We start from the raw sequence: 15,500 nt of genomic DNA, 5'->3' as shown, positions 1-15,500 counted from the left end.
TCCATCAGGCAGTTTCCCAGACATTACTCACCCGTCCGCCACTCGTCAGCAAAGCAGCAAGCTGCTTCCTGTTACCGTTCGACTTGCATGTGTTAGGCCTGCCGCCAGCGTTCAATCTGAGCCATGATCAAACTCTTCAATTTAAGTTTGATGCTCGTGAATTAAACTTCGTAATGAATTACGTGTTCACTCAGAGACTTGGTATTCATTTTTCGTCTTGCGACGTCAAGAATCCATGTCACTTTGAGTGCCCACACAGATTGTCTGATAAATTGTTAAAGAGCAGTTGCGACGCGCTTTAGCGCTCTGTCGCGAGGTGGCGTATATTACGCTTTCCTCTTTCAGAGTCAACCCCATTTTTCAGGATTTTTCTCTTCGTTGTTCCGACCATCTTGTGAAGCGTTTCACTTTGTCGTCTCAACGGAGGCGCATTATAGGGATCCCATTTTTTTGCACAAGCGTTTTTTGGATCTTTTTTGCTGAATGCCTGTTTTTTACCCCTTTCGCTACATTCCTGCGCAATTTGGCTGATTTTTGATACCTGAAACACTTGCGTAGCGCCAATAATCCAACCAAAGTCTTCATTACTGTTCTCTTTCGTTGAGGTAAACATGTCTGACGTATTACGTCCTTATAAGGATCTTTTCCCACAGATCGGGCAACGCGTGATGATCGATTCCAGTAGCGTCGTCATTGGCGATGTTCGTCTGGCTGATGACGTCGGGATCTGGCCGCTGGTCGTCATTCGTGGCGATGTGAACTATGTAGAGATTGGCGCCCGCTCAAATATCCAGGACGGCAGCGTGCTGCATGTGACGCACAAATCCACCACTAACCCGCAAGGTAATCCGCTTATTGTGGGTGAAGATGTCACTGTCGGGCATAAAGTCATGCTCCACGGCTGCACTATCGGCAACCGGGTTCTGGTTGGCATGGGGTCCATTCTGCTGGATGGCGCGGTAATAGAAGATGACGTCATGATCGGCGCTGGCAGCCTGGTGCCGCAAAACAAGCGCCTGGAAAGCGGCTATCTGTATCTGGGGAGTCCGGTGAAGCAGATCCGTCCGCTAAGTGATGAAGAGAAAGCCGGGCTACAGTACTCCGCAAATAACTATGTGAAATGGAAAGATGAATACCTGAGTCAGGACAGCCAGACCCAACCCTGATCGTCTTCCTGCTGGGACTGGATCAACGCTTCCGCTTCTTCTTCCAGATCCCAGCGATGTTCACAAAAGTCTGCCAGCCACCGTTCTGGCGTATCGCCGCCAAAGCGATGCGCCAGCGTGGTTCCCTTGATAGCACACATTAACTGTATCCCATTCACCAGTGCGGGAAAGCTAACGGCCTCAAGGTCCGAGTCCCACTCTTCTCTGTCAGGAAACTGAATAGCCTGGTTCATGCCGACAGTTCCTGCTTCAGCGTTGCAATAACAGGTTCCACGTCAGGCAACACGCCATGCCAGAGAAAAACAGCATGCGCGGCTTGCCCCACCAGCATCCCCAAACCATCGGCATACCGTTTTGCCCCTTGCTCCGCACACCAGGCAAGGAACGGCGTATTTCCCTTTTGATAAAACATATCGTAGCAACAGACAGCAGGATGAATGAGCGATGACGGGATCGCGGGAATATCACCGCTAATTCCACTGGATGTCGCATTGATGATCAGATCGAATTCATGGCCTTCCAGCGCATCAAGACGAAGGGCCTGAACACTGCCGGTATGAGCGAAGATTTGCGCCAGTTCTTCAGCACGGGAAGCGGTTCGGTTCGCGATAGTAACCGCACAATCCATTGATAGCAGCGGTAACAGTACGCCCCTGGAAGCCCCCCCCGCCCCAATCAGCAGGATGCGTAGCCCCGGGCGAATGAAAGACAAACGTTCAAGATCGCTCAACAGGCCGATGCCGTCGGTGTTATCCCCCAGCAAGCGACCATCATCAAGGCGTTTCAGGGTATTCACCGCCCCGGCAAGCGCCGCACGCTCCGTCAGTTCATCTGCGCGTGCAAACGCTTCCTCTTTAAAAGGAACGGTAACGTTCGCCCCTTTCCCTCCTTGCGCAAAAAAGGCATTAAGGGTATTCACGAAATCATCAACCGGCGCCAGAACACGCCCATAGGGATGATCTATCTTCAGTTGCTGCGCAAACTGCTGATGAATAAATGGCGACTTGCTGTGCGCAATCGGGTTACCAAAAACGGCATAGGTTTCCATCGTATTACCCCTGTCGAAACAGCTCGCCCGTCAGGGCATCACGAATTTCAGAAGGATTCAGACGTCCTCCCGTTTCCCCCTCAACAACGGGGAAATCCGCGCCAAACTGCGCCCGTACTTCTTCGACCGTGCGGCAGGGAGGCAACCCTGTCAAATTCGCACTGGTGGAAACTAACGGTTTGCCATAAGCCTGGCACAATGAGACCACCAGCGGGTGATCCGTAACGCGAACCGCCAGCGAATCAAAACGTCCCGTCAACCAGCGCGGCGTTGTCGCCGGTGCAGGAAAAACAAACGTCACCGGGCCAGGCCAGCACGCAAAGATCGCTTCTCGTTGCGTATCTGTCAGCATGCTGTCATCAATATATGGCTTAAGCTGCTCAAAATTTGCCGCAATTAAAATGAGGCCTTTTTCAACCGGACGCTGTTTCAATTCCAGTAAGCGGTTGACCGCCGTTTCACTATCAGGATCGCACCCGACACCGAAAACAGCTTCTGTGGGATACGCGATGACACATTCTTTATGCAGTACCGCTACCGCTGCCGCGATAGCGTCTGTGGGCAGGTTATTATTCACTTTGTTGTTCCGCCGGAACCGGCTTTCCACATTGTTTACTGGCGCAAAAGTGCTTCACACCCTGCGCGGTTTTCTTTTCGATGAGTAGCGGATAGTGACATTCAGGACACTCTCCGGCTATCGGTTTGAAGTTAATGACAAACTGACATTCAGGATAGCGATCGCAGGAATGAAAGGTTTTACCATAACGGGAACGCCGTTGAACCAGATGACCTTTTTGGCACTGAGGGCAGGTAATGGCAGTTTCGTCTGGTTTGTCGATCAGTTCGGTATGACCACACGCGGGGTAGTCACTGCAACCGATAAACATGCCGAACCGCCCCTGCCGCAATACCAGCTCCGCACCACATGCCGGGCAAAACTTCCCCTCCAGAACTTTGACGATATGTCCGTCTGCTGACGATTTCAGCGGACGGACATAATCACATTCTGGATAGTGTGAGCAGCCGAGAAAAGGACCGTGTTTCCCGGAGCGAATAACAAGTTCAGCCCCGCACTGTGGGCAGGGCTCATTTTTATGCACCGTAAACAGTGCTGATTTAGCCATAACAACTCATGCTGAATGAAGGTCGATTAATGCAGCATACCTTCATTCACTTCAAAGAGTAATTCTTCCATTTGCTGATACGCATTTTCACAACCCGGAATGTTAAATAAAACCATCAGGATCACCCACTTCAGGTCTTCCAGATCGAATTCTGCGGTATCCAGCGCGAGCACGCGTTCAATCACCATTTCTCGCGTTTCGAGGTTTAGCACCTGAATCTGCTCGAGGAATAACAGAAACCCCCGACAGCTGGCATCCAGCCGATTGCACTCCTCTGCCGTGTAAATACGTACGGAGAGCGGATCGGAAGCCAGTTGCATAGGTTCGGCGAGGCCTTCCTGATAATCAGCAAGCTTTTCCAGCCACAGTAGCGCGTTGTAGATGTCTTCACGGTCAAAGCCAGCGTCGGTAAGATCCCGTTCCAGTTTGTCCTGATCCACACGCAATTCAGCTTCGTTATGGATGTAAGTCTCAAACAAATACATTAGTACGTCGAACATGGCTTGCCCTCCTTAATCGGACATAGCCGCCGGGTACAGCTGCGATCCATCCTGCTAACTCCAGTTCGAGTAGCTGAGCCACTACCTCTGGCACAGGTTGGCCGGCACGTTCAGCGACGACGTCAACAGGTGTTACCTCATCTCCTACGTTAGCCAGGAGCATAGGAAATGGCAATGCTGCGACTTCCTGATCTGGTGAATAAAGTGAATTTTCGGCCTCATCTGGCAGCCAATGTAAGCCGTATTGCAAATTTTCCAGAATATCCTCTGGCGCCGTCACAAGAGTGGCGCCCTGTTTGATCAACCAATGCGGCCCTTCACTGCCAGGGCTGCCTATCGGCCCTGGCAAGGCAAAGACATCCCTCCCTTGCTCCAGCGCACAGCGCGCGGTAACCAAAGAGCCGCTTCGTAGTGCCGCTTCAACCACCAGCACGCCTTTGCTCAGGCCGCTAATGATGCGGTTTCGTCGGGGAAAATGGTGCGGTAAAGGGAGCGTCGCTAATGGAAACTCCGACACCAGCGCGCCACCGGCGTCTATCAGCCCCTCAGCCAGCCGGGTATGTCGTCGGGGATGGATACTTCCCAGACCGTTGCCCAGCACAGCCACGCTTTTCCCGTTCGCGTTTAAGGCTGCTTTATGCGCAACGCCATCAACTCCTCTCGCCAGCCCGCTGGTAATCGTCACCCCTTTTACGGCAAGACTTTCACAGAACAAGCGCCCCCATCGCTCGCCATACCAGGAAGGTGTCCGGCTTCCTACGACGCCAAGCTGGAAGTTCTGGAGACATTCTGGATCACCCGCAACAAAAAAAGCGCCGGGATAATCTGCAATCGCATTCAACTGTGCCGGATAACGCGCGCTGCCGGCCAGAATCAAATGGTGATGAGGTTGCTCAAGCCAGTGCTGCGCGTCATCCAGTGCTTTTTGCGGGACGGTTAAAAAACGTTCCGCTTGTCGGGACGTTAACCCTGCGTTCTGAAGTAAAGTCTTATCAATCTGACGCTGTTGTATGAGCAAATTCGCAATGCTCAACATTGCATCGCCATACAATTCACTCACATGCATCAAACGTAACCAAATTTCGGTACGGGTCATCCTTTATCCCCCTGCCACAAGCTGTCCTGGCAATCTTTGCGATTGGTCACTGATGCTGTCAATCGGAGGGGGTTTTGTCTAGAATAGAGGTAATAATCTTTCCAACTCCTGAACACAACTCTGGATAATTATGGCAGTTTTGCAAGTGTTACATATTCCGGACGAGCGTCTTCGCAAAGTCGCAAAACCGGTAGAAGAAGTGAATGCAGAAATTCAGCGTATCGTCGATGATATGTTCGAAACGATGTATGCAGAAGAAGGTATTGGCCTGGCGGCAACGCAGGTCGATATTCATCAACGTATCATCGTGATTGATGTTTCGGAAAACCGCGACGAGCGTCTGGTGTTAATCAACCCGGAACTGCTGGAAAAAAGCGGTGAGACGGGGATTGAAGAAGGCTGTCTGTCTATTCCAGAACAGCGTGCTTTAGTGCCGCGTGCGGAGAAAGTGAAAATTCGCGCACTTGACCGCGACGGTCAATCTTTTGAGCTGGAAGCAGACGGCCTGTTGGCTATCTGTATTCAGCACGAGATGGATCACCTGGTTGGTAAACTGTTTATTGATTATCTGTCGCCGCTGAAGCAACAACGTATTCGTCAGAAAGTTGAGAAACTCGACCGCCTGAACGCCCGAGCTTAAGGACAAGAATCAACGTGTCAGATTCACTACGTATTATTTTTGCGGGTACACCTGACTTTGCAGCGCGTCATCTTGACGCGCTGTTGTCTTCTGGACACAACGTCGTTGGCGTGTTTACCCAACCCGACCGCCCGGCTGGACGCGGTAAAAAGCTGATGCCCAGCCCGGTGAAAGTGCTGGCGGAAGAGAAAGGAATAGCGGTTTTTCAGCCCGCCTCCTTGCGCCCACAAGAAAACCAGCATTTAGTCGCGGACTTACACGCTGACGTAATGGTCGTGGTGGCGTATGGCCTGATTCTGCCAAAAGCGGTGCTTGATATGCCGCGACTCGGCTGCATCAACGTTCACGGTTCCCTGCTCCCGCGCTGGCGTGGCGCAGCGCCGATCCAACGTTCACTTTGGGCTGGTGATGCCGAAACGGGCGTAACCATCATGCAAATGGATGTGGGTCTGGATACTGGCGATATGCTCTATAAACTTGCCTGTCCAATCACCGCGGAAGACACCAGCGGCACGCTGTATGACAAGCTGGCGGATCTTGGCCCACAGGGGCTGATTGAAACGCTGAAACAGTTAGAAAACGGTACCGCGAAGCCAGAAGTACAGGACAACACCCTGGCCACTCACGCTGAGAAACTTAGCAAAGAAGAGGCGCGTATGGACTGGTCTCTCTCTGCCGCACAGCTTGAACGCTGCATCCGCGCCTTTAATCCCTGGCCAATGAGCTGGATGGAAATTGACGGTCAGCCGGTAAAAGTGTGGCAGGCGTCAGTGATAGAGCGCGTAACGCAAGCGGAACCGGGCACCATTCTTGACGCGACTAAACAAGGTATTCAGGTTGCAACCGGCAACGGCATCCTGAACCTGCTCTCCCTTCAACCCGCAGGTAAGAAGGCAATGAGCGCGCAGGATCTTTTAAATTCACGTCGGGAATGGTTTATTCCTGGCAACCGTCTGGCCTGACGGTCACGTCTTACTACGCCCGGTGTTACCGGGCATTTTTATTTTTGCGGTTATGAAAAAACAAAATTTACGCAGTCTGGCGGCACAGGCCGTTGAGCAGGTCGTTGAGCAAGGGCAATCCTTAAGTAATGTCCTGCCACCACTACAGCAAAAAGTCTCCGATAAAGACAAAGCGCTGCTTCAGGAGCTGTGCTTTGGCGTGTTGCGCACCCTTTCGCAGCTGGAGTGGCTGATTAATAAATTAATGTCTCGCCCGATGACCGGTAAGCAACGCACCGTGCATTACCTGATCATGGTAGGGTTTTACCAGCTATTGCACACACGAATTCCACCACATGCAGCCCTCGCGGAAACGGTTGAAGGTGCTGTTGCTATTAAGCGCCCACAGCTTAAAGGGCTGATCAATGGCGTTTTGCGTCAGTTTCAGCGTCAGCAGGAGGCGTTGCTGGCTGAGTTTGCGACCAGCGAGGCGCGTTTTCTGCATCCGTCCTGGCTGCTAAAGCGCCTGCAAAAATCCTATCCCACCCAATGGGAAGCGATTGTCGAAGCCAACAACCAACGTCCTCCAATGTGGCTACGCGTGAACCGTACACATCATTCACGCGACAGCTGGCTCACGTTATTACAGGACGCAGGAATGAATGGTTTTCCCCATTCGGCCTATCCTGACGCCCTACGTCTTGAGTCTCCGGCTCCGGTTCATGCCTTACCCGGTTTTGAAGAGGGTTGGGTAACGGTTCAGGATGCTTCCGCGCAAGGCTGTGTTAGCTTCCTCGCCCCGCAAAACGGCGAGCAAATCCTGGATTTGTGCGCCGCACCGGGGGGTAAAACAACGCATATACTCGAAGCCGCGCCTGAAGCGCAGGTGTTAGCTGTCGATGTCGACGAACAGCGTCTTTCACGCGTTTACGATAACCTTAAACGTCTGGGGATGAAGGCAACCGTCAAACAGGGTGATGGTCGATATCCCGCGCAATGGTGTGGCGAGCAGAAATTTGACCGTATTCTGCTGGATGCGCCTTGTTCAGCCACCGGCGTCATTCGTCGTCACCCGGATATCAAATGGCTACGCCGCGATCGTGATATTGCTGAACTGGCAAAATTACAGTCGGAAATTCTGGATGCCATATGGCCACATTTAAAGTCAGGCGGAACACTGGTCTACGCGACCTGTTCTGTCCTGCCGGAAGAGAATAGCCAACAGATTCAGGCCTTTTTACAGCGCACCCCGGACGCCACCCTGACCGGCACCGGAACCCCCGCTCAACCGGGCGTGCAAAATCTGCCTGGTGCGGAAGAAGGTGACGGCTTCTTTTACGCTAAGCTAATCAAAAAGTGATGAGATAACGGGTCGCGACTGATGAAAATTATCATTCTGGGCGCAGGGCAAGTCGGCGGCACGCTGGCTGAAAACCTGGTCGGAGAGAACAACGACATCACGGTGGTCGATATCAATGGCGAACGCCTGCGTAGTTTACAGGACAAGTTCGATCTCCGCGTCGTGCAAGGGCATGGCTCTCACCCTCGCGTGCTGCGTGAAGCGGGTGCAGACGATGCGGATATGCTGGTCGCCGTGACCAGTTCCGATGAAACGAATATGGTCGCCTGCCAGGTGGCCTATTCACTCTTCAATACGCCAAATCGTATCGCCCGTATCCGTTCGCCAGATTATGTCCGCGATGCGGATAAACTCTTCCACTCTGAAGCTGTCCCCATCGACCATCTTATTGCGCCAGAGCAACTGGTCATCGATAACATTTATCGCCTGATCGAATATCCCGGCGCATTGCAGGTCGTTAATTTCGCCGAAGGTAAAGTCAGTCTTGCGGTAGTGAAAGCCTATTATGGCGGGCCACTGATCGGGAACGCGTTATCCACGATGCGTGAGCATATGCCACATATTGATACCCGCGTCGCCGCGATATTCCGTCATGACCGCCCCATTCGCCCCCAGGGTTCGACTATTGTAGAAGCAGGCGATGAAGTCTTTTTTATTGCCGCATCGCAGCATATCCGCGCGGTAATGAGCGAACTGCAACGTCTGGAGAAACCCTATAAGCGTATTATGTTAGTCGGCGGGGGAAATATCGGTGCCGGTCTCGCGCGTCGTCTGGAAAAAGATTACAGCGTCAAACTGATCGAGCGCGATCAACAGCGGGCCTCCGAACTTGCCGAAAAACTGCAAAATACAATCGTCTTTTTTGGCGATGCGTCGGATCAGGAACTGCTGGCTGAAGAGCATATTGATCAGGTTGATCTGTTTATTGCAGTCACCAACGATGATGAAGCCAACATTATGTCGGCAATGCTGGCCAAACGGATGGGTGCGAAGAAAGTAATGGTGCTCATTCAACGTCGCGCCTATGTGGATCTCGTCCAGGGGAGCGTCATTGATATTGCCATTTCGCCACAGCAGGCCACGATTTCCGCGTTACTCAGCCATGTGCGTAAAGCCGATATTGTGGGAGTGTCATCGCTACGTCGTGGTGTAGCAGAAGCAATTGAAGCCGTTGCCCACGGTGATGAAAGTACATCTCGCGTCGTAGGCCGCGCCATTGATGAAATTAAACTTCCACCGGGAACAATAATTGGCGCAGTGGTTCGCGGTAACGATGTAATGATTGCCAATGACAATTTGCGCATTGAACAAGGCGATCATGTGATTATGTTCCTGACGGATAAAAAGTTTATTACCGACGTCGAACGCTTATTCCAGCCAAGTCCTTTCTTCCTGTAATTATTTGGGCGCTAATGCAGCGCCCTCTTTAATTCCCCTGTTTTATCAGGGCCTAATAAATGCTCCTTTAAACAATCCATAAATGGAAAATGCCTTAACATTTGTTAAACTTATAAACGTCTGTTGCATAGGGAGAATAAAATGAGCTTTATTAAAGAGTTTCGCGAATTCGCGATGCGCGGGAATGTTGTTGATTTGGCAGTGGGTGTGATTATTGGTGCGGCATTCGGGAAGATCGTTTCTTCTCTGGTTGCTGATATCATTATGCCGCCTCTGGGTTTGTTAATTGGCGGGATCGATTTTAAACAGTTTGCCTTTACGCTACGCGAAGCGCAAGGAGATATCCCGGCAGTCGTGATGCATTACGGTGTGTTTATTCAGAACGTCTTTGATTTTGTTATTGTGGCGTTTGCTATCTTCATGGCTATCAAACTGATCAACAAACTGAATCGTAAGAAAGAAGAACCGACGGAAGCGCCAGCGCCGACAACGGAAGAAGTATTGCTTTCTGAGATCCGCGATCTTCTGAAAGAACAAAACAACCGTTCTTAACAAGCCTTAATAAGCAGAAAGCCAGTGGTAAAAAAGTGATTCACTTTCTTGCCACTGGCCTCCCAGTTACCCCGATTGCCATGTTTGCCTTTACGCAGATAACTTCCTTTCCCTTTCTTATTTTTTTCAACACGTTGTCTGAAAAGCGGATCGTGCAATAATGCCTCAATGGCGTTGTCTTTTATCTGCCCTTTCGTATGCTGATAACGACTCATAATAACTCCAGTTTTTATGGTTTAACGGCGCGAGTGTAGGCTCATCAGGTCAATAAATCAACACTCCTGCTTTACTCCGCTGGCGCCTTGTTCCAGTGCTTCCAGAATTGAACAATAGACGCTGCTGTGTGCCGTTCCACAGCAGGCATCGTTCAGCCTCTGCAATGAACGCTGCATACTCTGTAATTCCGCAATTCGTGATTCGACCTCTTTCAGCCTTTCCTGCACGATCCCTTTCGACTCCTGGCAGGTATGGTGTTCAGGATCGACACGGATCGACAACAGTTCCCGGATCGACTCAAGCGTAAAGCCCAACTGCCGGGCATAGCGGATAAACTTAAGGCGCTGAAGATCGTTTTCCGTGTAGAGTCGAAAACCACCCTCCGTACGCACTTCATGCTCCATCATCTGCTGCTTTTCATAGTAGCGGATGGTATCGGGCGTCACTTCTGCCAGCTTTGCCAGTTCACCAATACGATACATATAAGCTCCGTTAGTCATCATTAATCTTATGCAGCAATTTATCTGCATATTCACCGCGTAAAAACCCGGTACTCAGCCCCGCCTGTCGTAGTTTTAGTTCAAGGAGCGATAAACGGCGGCTCACTTCCTGATACCGTGGATCGTCCTGACGAATACCTTTAAGTAGATCCAATAGCTGAACGGCTTCTTTACGCTGTTCAAGCTCCGGGGGAAGGCAACCGGCATTTTTGAGTAAACGGTAGCCAGTCCGTAATTCAGGCGGCACATGTGAGTCATCATCCAGGGTCAGCGGCTCACCGCTGCCGGGCAGATTATCAAACTCACCTTTAGTCTGTGCATCGGTAATATGGCGCTCTGCCCACTGGTCCAGTAACCACATACAACAACTCCAGGGGATGAACAAAAAGAGTACAGATATTGTAGATAAGTGGGGATACGGCGGATATAAAAAAACCCGCCGGAGCGGGTTTTTTTACGTTACTACAGATTACTCTGCAGCAGCTTCTGCTTTCGACTCAGAACGATCAACCAGCTCGATGTATGCCATCGGCGCGTTGTCGCCTGCACGGAAGCCACACTTCAGAATGCGAGTGTAACCACCGGCGCGGCTCGCGAAACGCGGGCCCAGTTCGTTAAACAGTTTTGCCACGATCTCGTTATCACGAGTACGGGCGAATGCCAGACGACGATTAGCTACGCTATCAGTCTTGGCAAGAGTAATCAGCGGCTCAACTACGCGACGCAGCTCTTTCGCTTTAGGCAGGGTCGTCTTGATGATCTCATGACGAACCAGTGAACCTGCCATGTTGCGGAACATAGCCTGGCGATGGCTGCTGTTGCGGTTCAGTTGACGACCACTCTTACGATGGCGCATGACCTTATCCTTCTCAGTAAAACCTTAACCTGTGATCCGGTTACTCGTCAGCGATGCTTGCCGGTGGCCAGTTTTCCAGGCGCATGCCCAGAGACAGTCCACGGGAAGCCAGCACGTCTTTAATCTCAGTAAGAGATTTTTTACCCAGGTTAGGCGTCTTAAGAAGCTCAACCTCGGTACGCTGTACCAGATCACCGATATAGTGGATAGCTTCTGCTTTAAGGCAGTTAGCAGAGCGGACAGTCAATTCCAGATCGTCAACAGGGCGCAGCAGGATCGGATCGAATTCTGGTTTCTCTTCTTTCACTTCCGGCTGACGTACATCACGTAAGTCAACGAAAGCTTCCAGTTGTTCAGCCAGAATGGTTGCCGCACGACGAATCGCCTCTTCAGGATCGATTGTGCCGTTGGTTTCCATTTCGATGACCAGCTTGTCCAGGTCGGTACGCTGTTCTACACGCGCTGCTTCAACATTGTAGGCAATACGCTCTACAGGGCTGTAGCATGCGTCGACCAGCAGACGGCCGATTGGGCGCTCATCTTCTTCCGAATGAATTCGGGTAGAAGCCGGCACATAACCACGACCGCGCTGAACTTTGATACGCATGCTAATAGACGCGTTCTCATCGGTCAGGTGGCAGATCACGTGCTGCGGCTTGACGATTTCGACATCCCCGTCATGGGTAATGTCGGCTGCAGTCACAGGGCCAATGCCAGATTTATTCAAGGTAAGAATAACTTCATCTTTACCCTGAACTCTCACCGCCAGCCCTTTCAGGTTGAGCAGGATTTCCAGGATGTCTTCCTGAACGCCTTCTTTGGTGCTGTACTCATGTAGTACACCATCAATCTCAACCTCGGTCACCGCGCAACCCGGCATCGATGAGAGCAGAATACGGCGCAGTGCGTTACCCAGAGTATGGCCAAAGCCACGCTCTAAAGGCTCAAGGGTCACCTTGGCGTGCGTCGAACTCACTTGCTCGATATCTACCAGGCGCGGTTTTAGAAACTCTGTCACAGAACCCTGCATTGTGTCCTCTCTTTGGTACTAAGCTTTACTTGGAGTAAAGCTCGACGATCAGGTGTTCGTTAATGTCCGCAGACAGATCAGAACGCTCAGGCTTACGCTTAAACGTACCTTCCATCTTGCCAGCATCAACTTCCAGCCAGGTTGGCTTTTCACGCTGCTCAGCCAGCTCCAGAGCGGCTTTCACGCGAGACTGCTTCTTCGCTTTCTCACGAATGCTAACAACGTCATTCGGACTAACCTGATAAGAAGCGATGTTAACAACACGACCGTTTACCATAATTGCTTTATGGCTAACCAGCTGGCGTGCTTCTGCACGAGTGGCGCCGAAGCCCATACGGTATACAACGTTGTCCAGACGACCTTCCAGCAGAGCCAACAGGTTTTCACCGGTGTTGCCTTTCAGACGCGCTGCTTCTTTGTAGTAGTTACGGAACTGACGCTCCAGCACACCATAGATACGGCGAACTTTTTGCTTTTCACGCAACTGCACACCATAGTCAGACAGACGCGGTTTACGCGCACCGTGCTGGCCAGGAGCTTGTTCAATTTTACACTTGGTATCGATCGCGCGAACGCCAGACTTAAGGAATAAGTCGGTGCCCTCACGACGGCTCAGCTTGAGCTTAGGACCCAAATATCTTGCCATTTTCTTTCTCCAACAAACCTGGAAAACGAAGCGTTATACGCGACGTTTTTTCGGCGGACGACAACCGTTATGAGGGATCGGAGTCACATCAGTAATATTAGTGATGCGGAAACCAGCGGCGTTCAGTGCACGAATGGTAGATTCGCGACCTGGACCCGGACCTTTAACCATAACTTCCAGATTCTTGATACCGTATTCTTTTACGGCGTCAGCGCAACGCTCTGCTGCAACCTGAGCTGCAAACGGAGTGGATTTGCGAGAACCACGGAAACCGGAACCACCGGCTGTTGCCCAACCCAGCGCGTTACCCTGACGATCAGTGATAGTCACGATGGTGTTGTTGAAAGAAGCATGGATATGAGCCACGCCGTCAGAGACTTGTTTTCTTACACGTTTACGTGCACGAATTGGTGCCTTTGCCATTATTCAATCACCCCGATTATTTCTTGATCGGTTTGCGCGGACCCTTACGGGTACGTGCGTTGGTCTTGGTACGCTGACCGCGAACCGGGAGACCACGACGATGACGCAAACCGCGATAGCAACCAAGATCCATCAGGCGCTTGATGCTCATGCTGATTTCACGGCGCAGATCACCTTCAACGACAAATTTGGCAACTTCGTCACGCAGCGTGTCGATTTGTTCTTCAGACAGCTCACTGATCTTAACATTTTCAGCGATACCCGCTGCAGCCAGAATGGCTTTAGAACGGGTCTTACCGACGCCGTAGATCGAAGTTAACGCGATCACAGCATGTTTCTGATCAGGAATGTTAATGCCTGCTATACGGGCCACTATGCACTCCTACTATTTAATATGTACGCACCATGCTGAAAAGCCCGTTTTCAGGATACTCAAATGGAAACGTACAGACATACAAAAGATTGGCTGGCTAATCTAGCCAGCTCAACCCAACTTTGCAAGAAAAATATGCGAATAAATCAGCCTTGGCGCTGTTTATGCTTCGGCTCGGCACTGCAAATCACGCGGATGACGCCATCACGCTTAACGATTTTGCAGTTACGGCATAATTTCTTGACGGAAGCACGAACTTTCATTTTTACTCTCCGTAACTTCTCGGGCGACCAATTAACGGCCGTAGCCTTTCAGGTTCGCCTTCTTCAATGCAGACTCATATTGACTGGACATCATCAGAGTTTGCACTTGAGCCATAAAGTCCATAATCACGACGACAACGATAAGCAGTGAGGTCCCACCAAAGTAGAACGGTACTTTCATTGCATCACGCATGAACTCCGGGATCAGGCAGATAAAGGTAATGTAAATCGCACCAACCAAAGTCAGGCGGGTCATTACTTTATCGATATACTTCGCCGTTTGCTCTCCCGGACGAATTCCTGGTACAAATGCACCGGACTTCTTCAGGTTATCTGCTGTTTCACGCGGGTTGAAAACCAACGCCGTGTAGAAGAAACAGAAGAAGATGATTGCAGACGCATAGAGTAACACATAAAGCGGTTGCCCAGGCTGCAAATACAGCGAAATTGTTGTCAGCCAGTTCCAACCAGTACCGCCCCCGAACCATGACGCGATGGTTGCCGGGAACAGAATAATACTGGAAGCGAAAATTGCCGGGATTACCCCCGCCATATTCACTTTCAGCGGTAAATGTGTGCTCTGTGCAGCATAGACACGACGACCCTGCTGACGTTTTGCGTAGTTTACCACAATGCGGCGTTGACCACGCTCAACAAATACAACAAAGAACGTCACTGCAAATACTAATACTGCAACCAACAGCAACACGAGGAAGTGCAGGTCGCCTTGACGCGCTTGCTCGATAGTATGGGCAATGGCTGGCGGGAGTCCCGCGACAATACCGGCGAAGATAATGATTGAGATACCGTTGCCGATACCACGTTCAGTAATCTGTTCGCCCAACCACATCAGGAACATGGTTCCTGTAACCAGACTTACAACAGCGGTGAAATAGAATGCAAAGCCCGGATTCATTACCAGGCCTTGCATACCAGGCATATTCGGCAGACCGGTAGCAATACCGATCGACTGGAATATCGCCAGCACCAGAGTACCGTAGCGGGTGTACTGGCTGATCTTACGACGACCAGACTCCCCTTCTTTCTTAATTTCTGCCAGCGTTGGGTGAACCACCGTCAGCAGCTGGATAATAATCGACGCCGAAATATACGGCATGATACCCAGAGCAAAGATAGAAGCACGGCTGAGTGCACCACCAGAGAACATGTTAAACATTTCAATGATGGTGCCTCGCTGTTGCTCAAGCAGTTTGGCAAGTACAGCGGCATCAATACCAGGGATCGGAATAAAAGAGCCAATACGGAACACAATCAGCGCGCCGATAACAAACAGCAGTCTGCGTTTCAGCTCGCCTAAGCCACCTTTGGCGCTTTGAAAATCTAATCCCGGTTGTTTAGCCATCTGCT

The 15,500-nt window shown here is 51.0% G+C and carries 23 protein-coding genes and 1 rRNA gene (1 of these 24 running past the window's edge); 6 read left to right on the top strand and 18 right to left on the bottom strand.

Features of this window, described 5'->3' with window-relative positions; all coding sequences use genetic code 11:
- Positions 1-143: ribosomal RNA gene (locus OGX93_RS02805) — 16S ribosomal RNA — on the bottom strand; it reaches 1,399 nt to the left of the window's first position.
- A 155-nt stretch (positions 144-298) separates the two neighbouring features.
- Complete coding sequence (locus tag OGX93_RS02800; protein ID WP_012135409.1) at positions 299-613, bottom strand: hypothetical protein; 315 nt, start codon at positions 611-613, stop codon at positions 299-301.
- Between OGX93_RS02800 and OGX93_RS02795 the strand changes: the two genes are divergently transcribed.
- Positions 612-1,166, top strand: a complete 555-nt coding sequence (locus OGX93_RS02795) for a gamma carbonic anhydrase family protein (RefSeq protein ID WP_012135410.1) — start codon at positions 612-614, stop codon at positions 1,164-1,166. The genes OGX93_RS02800 and OGX93_RS02795 overlap by 2 nt on opposite strands.
- On the opposite strand, the gene OGX93_RS02790 is transcribed toward OGX93_RS02795, so the two are convergent.
- The 6 genes from OGX93_RS02790 to dprA are packed head-to-tail and all read right to left on the bottom strand — an operon-like array spanning position 1,142 to position 4,934.
- The gene (locus tag OGX93_RS02790) at positions 1,142-1,399 is read right to left on the bottom strand and encodes a DUF1488 family protein (RefSeq protein WP_130028730.1); all 258 of its coding nucleotides are present in this window, start codon (positions 1,397-1,399) and stop codon (positions 1,142-1,144) included. The two genes, OGX93_RS02795 and OGX93_RS02790, sit on opposite strands and share 25 nt — an antisense overlap.
- The gene (aroE, locus tag OGX93_RS02785) at positions 1,396-2,214 is read right to left on the bottom strand and encodes a shikimate dehydrogenase (protein ID WP_049011816.1); all 819 of its coding nucleotides are present in this window, start codon (positions 2,212-2,214) and stop codon (positions 1,396-1,398) included. The genes OGX93_RS02790 and aroE overlap by 4 nt, the downstream gene beginning before the upstream one ends.
- Positions 2,215-2,218: 4 nt before the next feature.
- Positions 2,219-2,791 (bottom strand): L-threonylcarbamoyladenylate synthase type 1 TsaC, encoded by a 573-nt coding sequence (tsaC, locus tag OGX93_RS02780; RefSeq protein WP_024130998.1) that lies wholly within the window; start codon positions 2,789-2,791, stop codon positions 2,219-2,221.
- Positions 2,784-3,338 (bottom strand): DNA topoisomerase family protein, encoded by a 555-nt coding sequence (locus OGX93_RS02775; RefSeq protein WP_012135414.1) that lies wholly within the window; start codon positions 3,336-3,338, stop codon positions 2,784-2,786. Before OGX93_RS02775 ends, tsaC begins: the two co-directional genes overlap by 8 nt.
- 26 nt (positions 3,339-3,364) lie before the next feature.
- Complete coding sequence (gene smg, locus OGX93_RS02770) at positions 3,365-3,838, bottom strand: DUF494 family protein Smg (protein ID WP_024130999.1); 474 nt, start codon at positions 3,836-3,838, stop codon at positions 3,365-3,367.
- Positions 3,810-4,934: a DNA-protecting protein DprA gene (dprA, locus tag OGX93_RS02765; protein ID WP_047460860.1), complete on the bottom strand. Its 1,125-nt coding sequence runs from the start codon at positions 4,932-4,934 to the stop codon at positions 3,810-3,812. Before dprA ends, smg begins: the two co-directional genes overlap by 29 nt.
- A gap of 130 nt (positions 4,935-5,064) precedes the next feature.
- On the opposite strand from dprA, the gene def reads away from it, so the two are divergent.
- From def to mscL, 5 genes are all read left to right on the top strand, one after another.
- On the top strand, positions 5,065-5,574 hold the full coding sequence (def, locus tag OGX93_RS02760; RefSeq protein ID WP_047460857.1) for a peptide deformylase: 510 nt from the start codon (positions 5,065-5,067) through the stop codon (positions 5,572-5,574).
- 14 nt (positions 5,575-5,588) lie between these two features.
- A complete protein-coding gene (gene fmt / locus OGX93_RS02755) occupies positions 5,589-6,536 on the top strand; it encodes a methionyl-tRNA formyltransferase (protein WP_115625974.1) in 948 nt (315 codons plus the stop codon).
- A 52-nt stretch (positions 6,537-6,588) separates the two neighbouring features.
- Entirely contained in the window at positions 6,589-7,875 is a 1,287-nt protein-coding gene (rsmB, locus tag OGX93_RS02750; RefSeq protein ID WP_130028727.1) for a 16S rRNA (cytosine(967)-C(5))-methyltransferase RsmB, read from the top strand.
- 21 nt (positions 7,876-7,896) lie between these two features.
- On the top strand, positions 7,897-9,273 hold the full coding sequence (gene trkA / locus OGX93_RS02745; protein ID WP_012135420.1) for a Trk system potassium transporter TrkA: 1,377 nt from the start codon (positions 7,897-7,899) through the stop codon (positions 9,271-9,273).
- 141 nt (positions 9,274-9,414) lie between these two features.
- Positions 9,415-9,825, top strand: a complete 411-nt coding sequence (mscL, locus tag OGX93_RS02740; RefSeq protein WP_012135421.1) for a large-conductance mechanosensitive channel protein MscL — start codon at positions 9,415-9,417, stop codon at positions 9,823-9,825.
- Here the strand turns inward: mscL and arfA are convergent.
- From arfA to secY, 10 genes are all read right to left on the bottom strand, one after another.
- A complete protein-coding gene (gene arfA, locus OGX93_RS02735; protein WP_012135422.1) occupies positions 9,822-10,040 on the bottom strand; it encodes an alternative ribosome-rescue factor ArfA in 219 nt (72 codons plus the stop codon). The two genes, mscL and arfA, sit on opposite strands and share 4 nt — an antisense overlap.
- A gap of 57 nt (positions 10,041-10,097) precedes the next feature.
- Complete coding sequence (gene zntR, locus OGX93_RS02730) at positions 10,098-10,523, bottom strand: Zn(2+)-responsive transcriptional regulator (RefSeq protein WP_024131002.1); 426 nt, start codon at positions 10,521-10,523, stop codon at positions 10,098-10,100.
- Positions 10,524-10,533: 10 nt separating this feature from the next.
- Positions 10,534-10,902 (bottom strand): DnaJ family domain-containing protein, encoded by a 369-nt coding sequence (locus tag OGX93_RS02725; protein WP_112001465.1) that lies wholly within the window; start codon positions 10,900-10,902, stop codon positions 10,534-10,536.
- A 108-nt stretch (positions 10,903-11,010) separates the two neighbouring features.
- Positions 11,011-11,397: a 50S ribosomal protein L17 gene (gene rplQ / locus OGX93_RS02720; protein WP_001216372.1), complete on the bottom strand. Its 387-nt coding sequence runs from the start codon at positions 11,395-11,397 to the stop codon at positions 11,011-11,013.
- Positions 11,398-11,437: 40 nt separating this feature from the next.
- Positions 11,438-12,427, bottom strand: coding sequence for a DNA-directed RNA polymerase subunit alpha (locus tag OGX93_RS02715; protein ID WP_001162094.1), 990 nt, complete (start codon positions 12,425-12,427; stop codon positions 11,438-11,440).
- A gap of 25 nt (positions 12,428-12,452) precedes the next feature.
- Positions 12,453-13,073 carry a 30S ribosomal protein S4 gene (gene rpsD / locus OGX93_RS02710; protein ID WP_000135224.1) on the bottom strand — a complete coding sequence of 207 codons (621 nt, stop codon included), beginning with the start codon at positions 13,071-13,073 and terminating at the stop codon, positions 12,453-12,455.
- 33 nt (positions 13,074-13,106) lie between these two features.
- Entirely contained in the window at positions 13,107-13,496 is a 390-nt protein-coding gene (gene rpsK, locus OGX93_RS02705; RefSeq protein ID WP_001029684.1) for a 30S ribosomal protein S11, read from the bottom strand.
- A 16-nt stretch (positions 13,497-13,512) separates the two neighbouring features.
- Positions 13,513-13,869: a 30S ribosomal protein S13 gene (gene rpsM, locus OGX93_RS02700; protein ID WP_000090780.1), complete on the bottom strand. Its 357-nt coding sequence runs from the start codon at positions 13,867-13,869 to the stop codon at positions 13,513-13,515.
- Positions 13,870-14,015: 146 nt separating this feature from the next.
- Positions 14,016-14,132, bottom strand: a complete 117-nt coding sequence (rpmJ, locus tag OGX93_RS02695; RefSeq protein WP_000868187.1) for a 50S ribosomal protein L36 — start codon at positions 14,130-14,132, stop codon at positions 14,016-14,018.
- Between the two features lie 31 nt (positions 14,133-14,163).
- Positions 14,164-15,495 carry a preprotein translocase subunit SecY gene (gene secY / locus OGX93_RS02690; protein WP_286487767.1) on the bottom strand — a complete coding sequence of 444 codons (1,332 nt, stop codon included), beginning with the start codon at positions 15,493-15,495 and terminating at the stop codon, positions 14,164-14,166.
- Positions 15,496-15,500 lie beyond the last annotated feature (5 nt).

The organism is Citrobacter sp. CK195 (assembly GCF_030333365.1).
Classification (GTDB): Bacteria; Pseudomonadota; Gammaproteobacteria; order Enterobacterales; family Enterobacteriaceae; genus Citrobacter_B; species Citrobacter_B koseri.
This window is presented reverse-complemented; position numbering and strand designations above follow the sequence as displayed.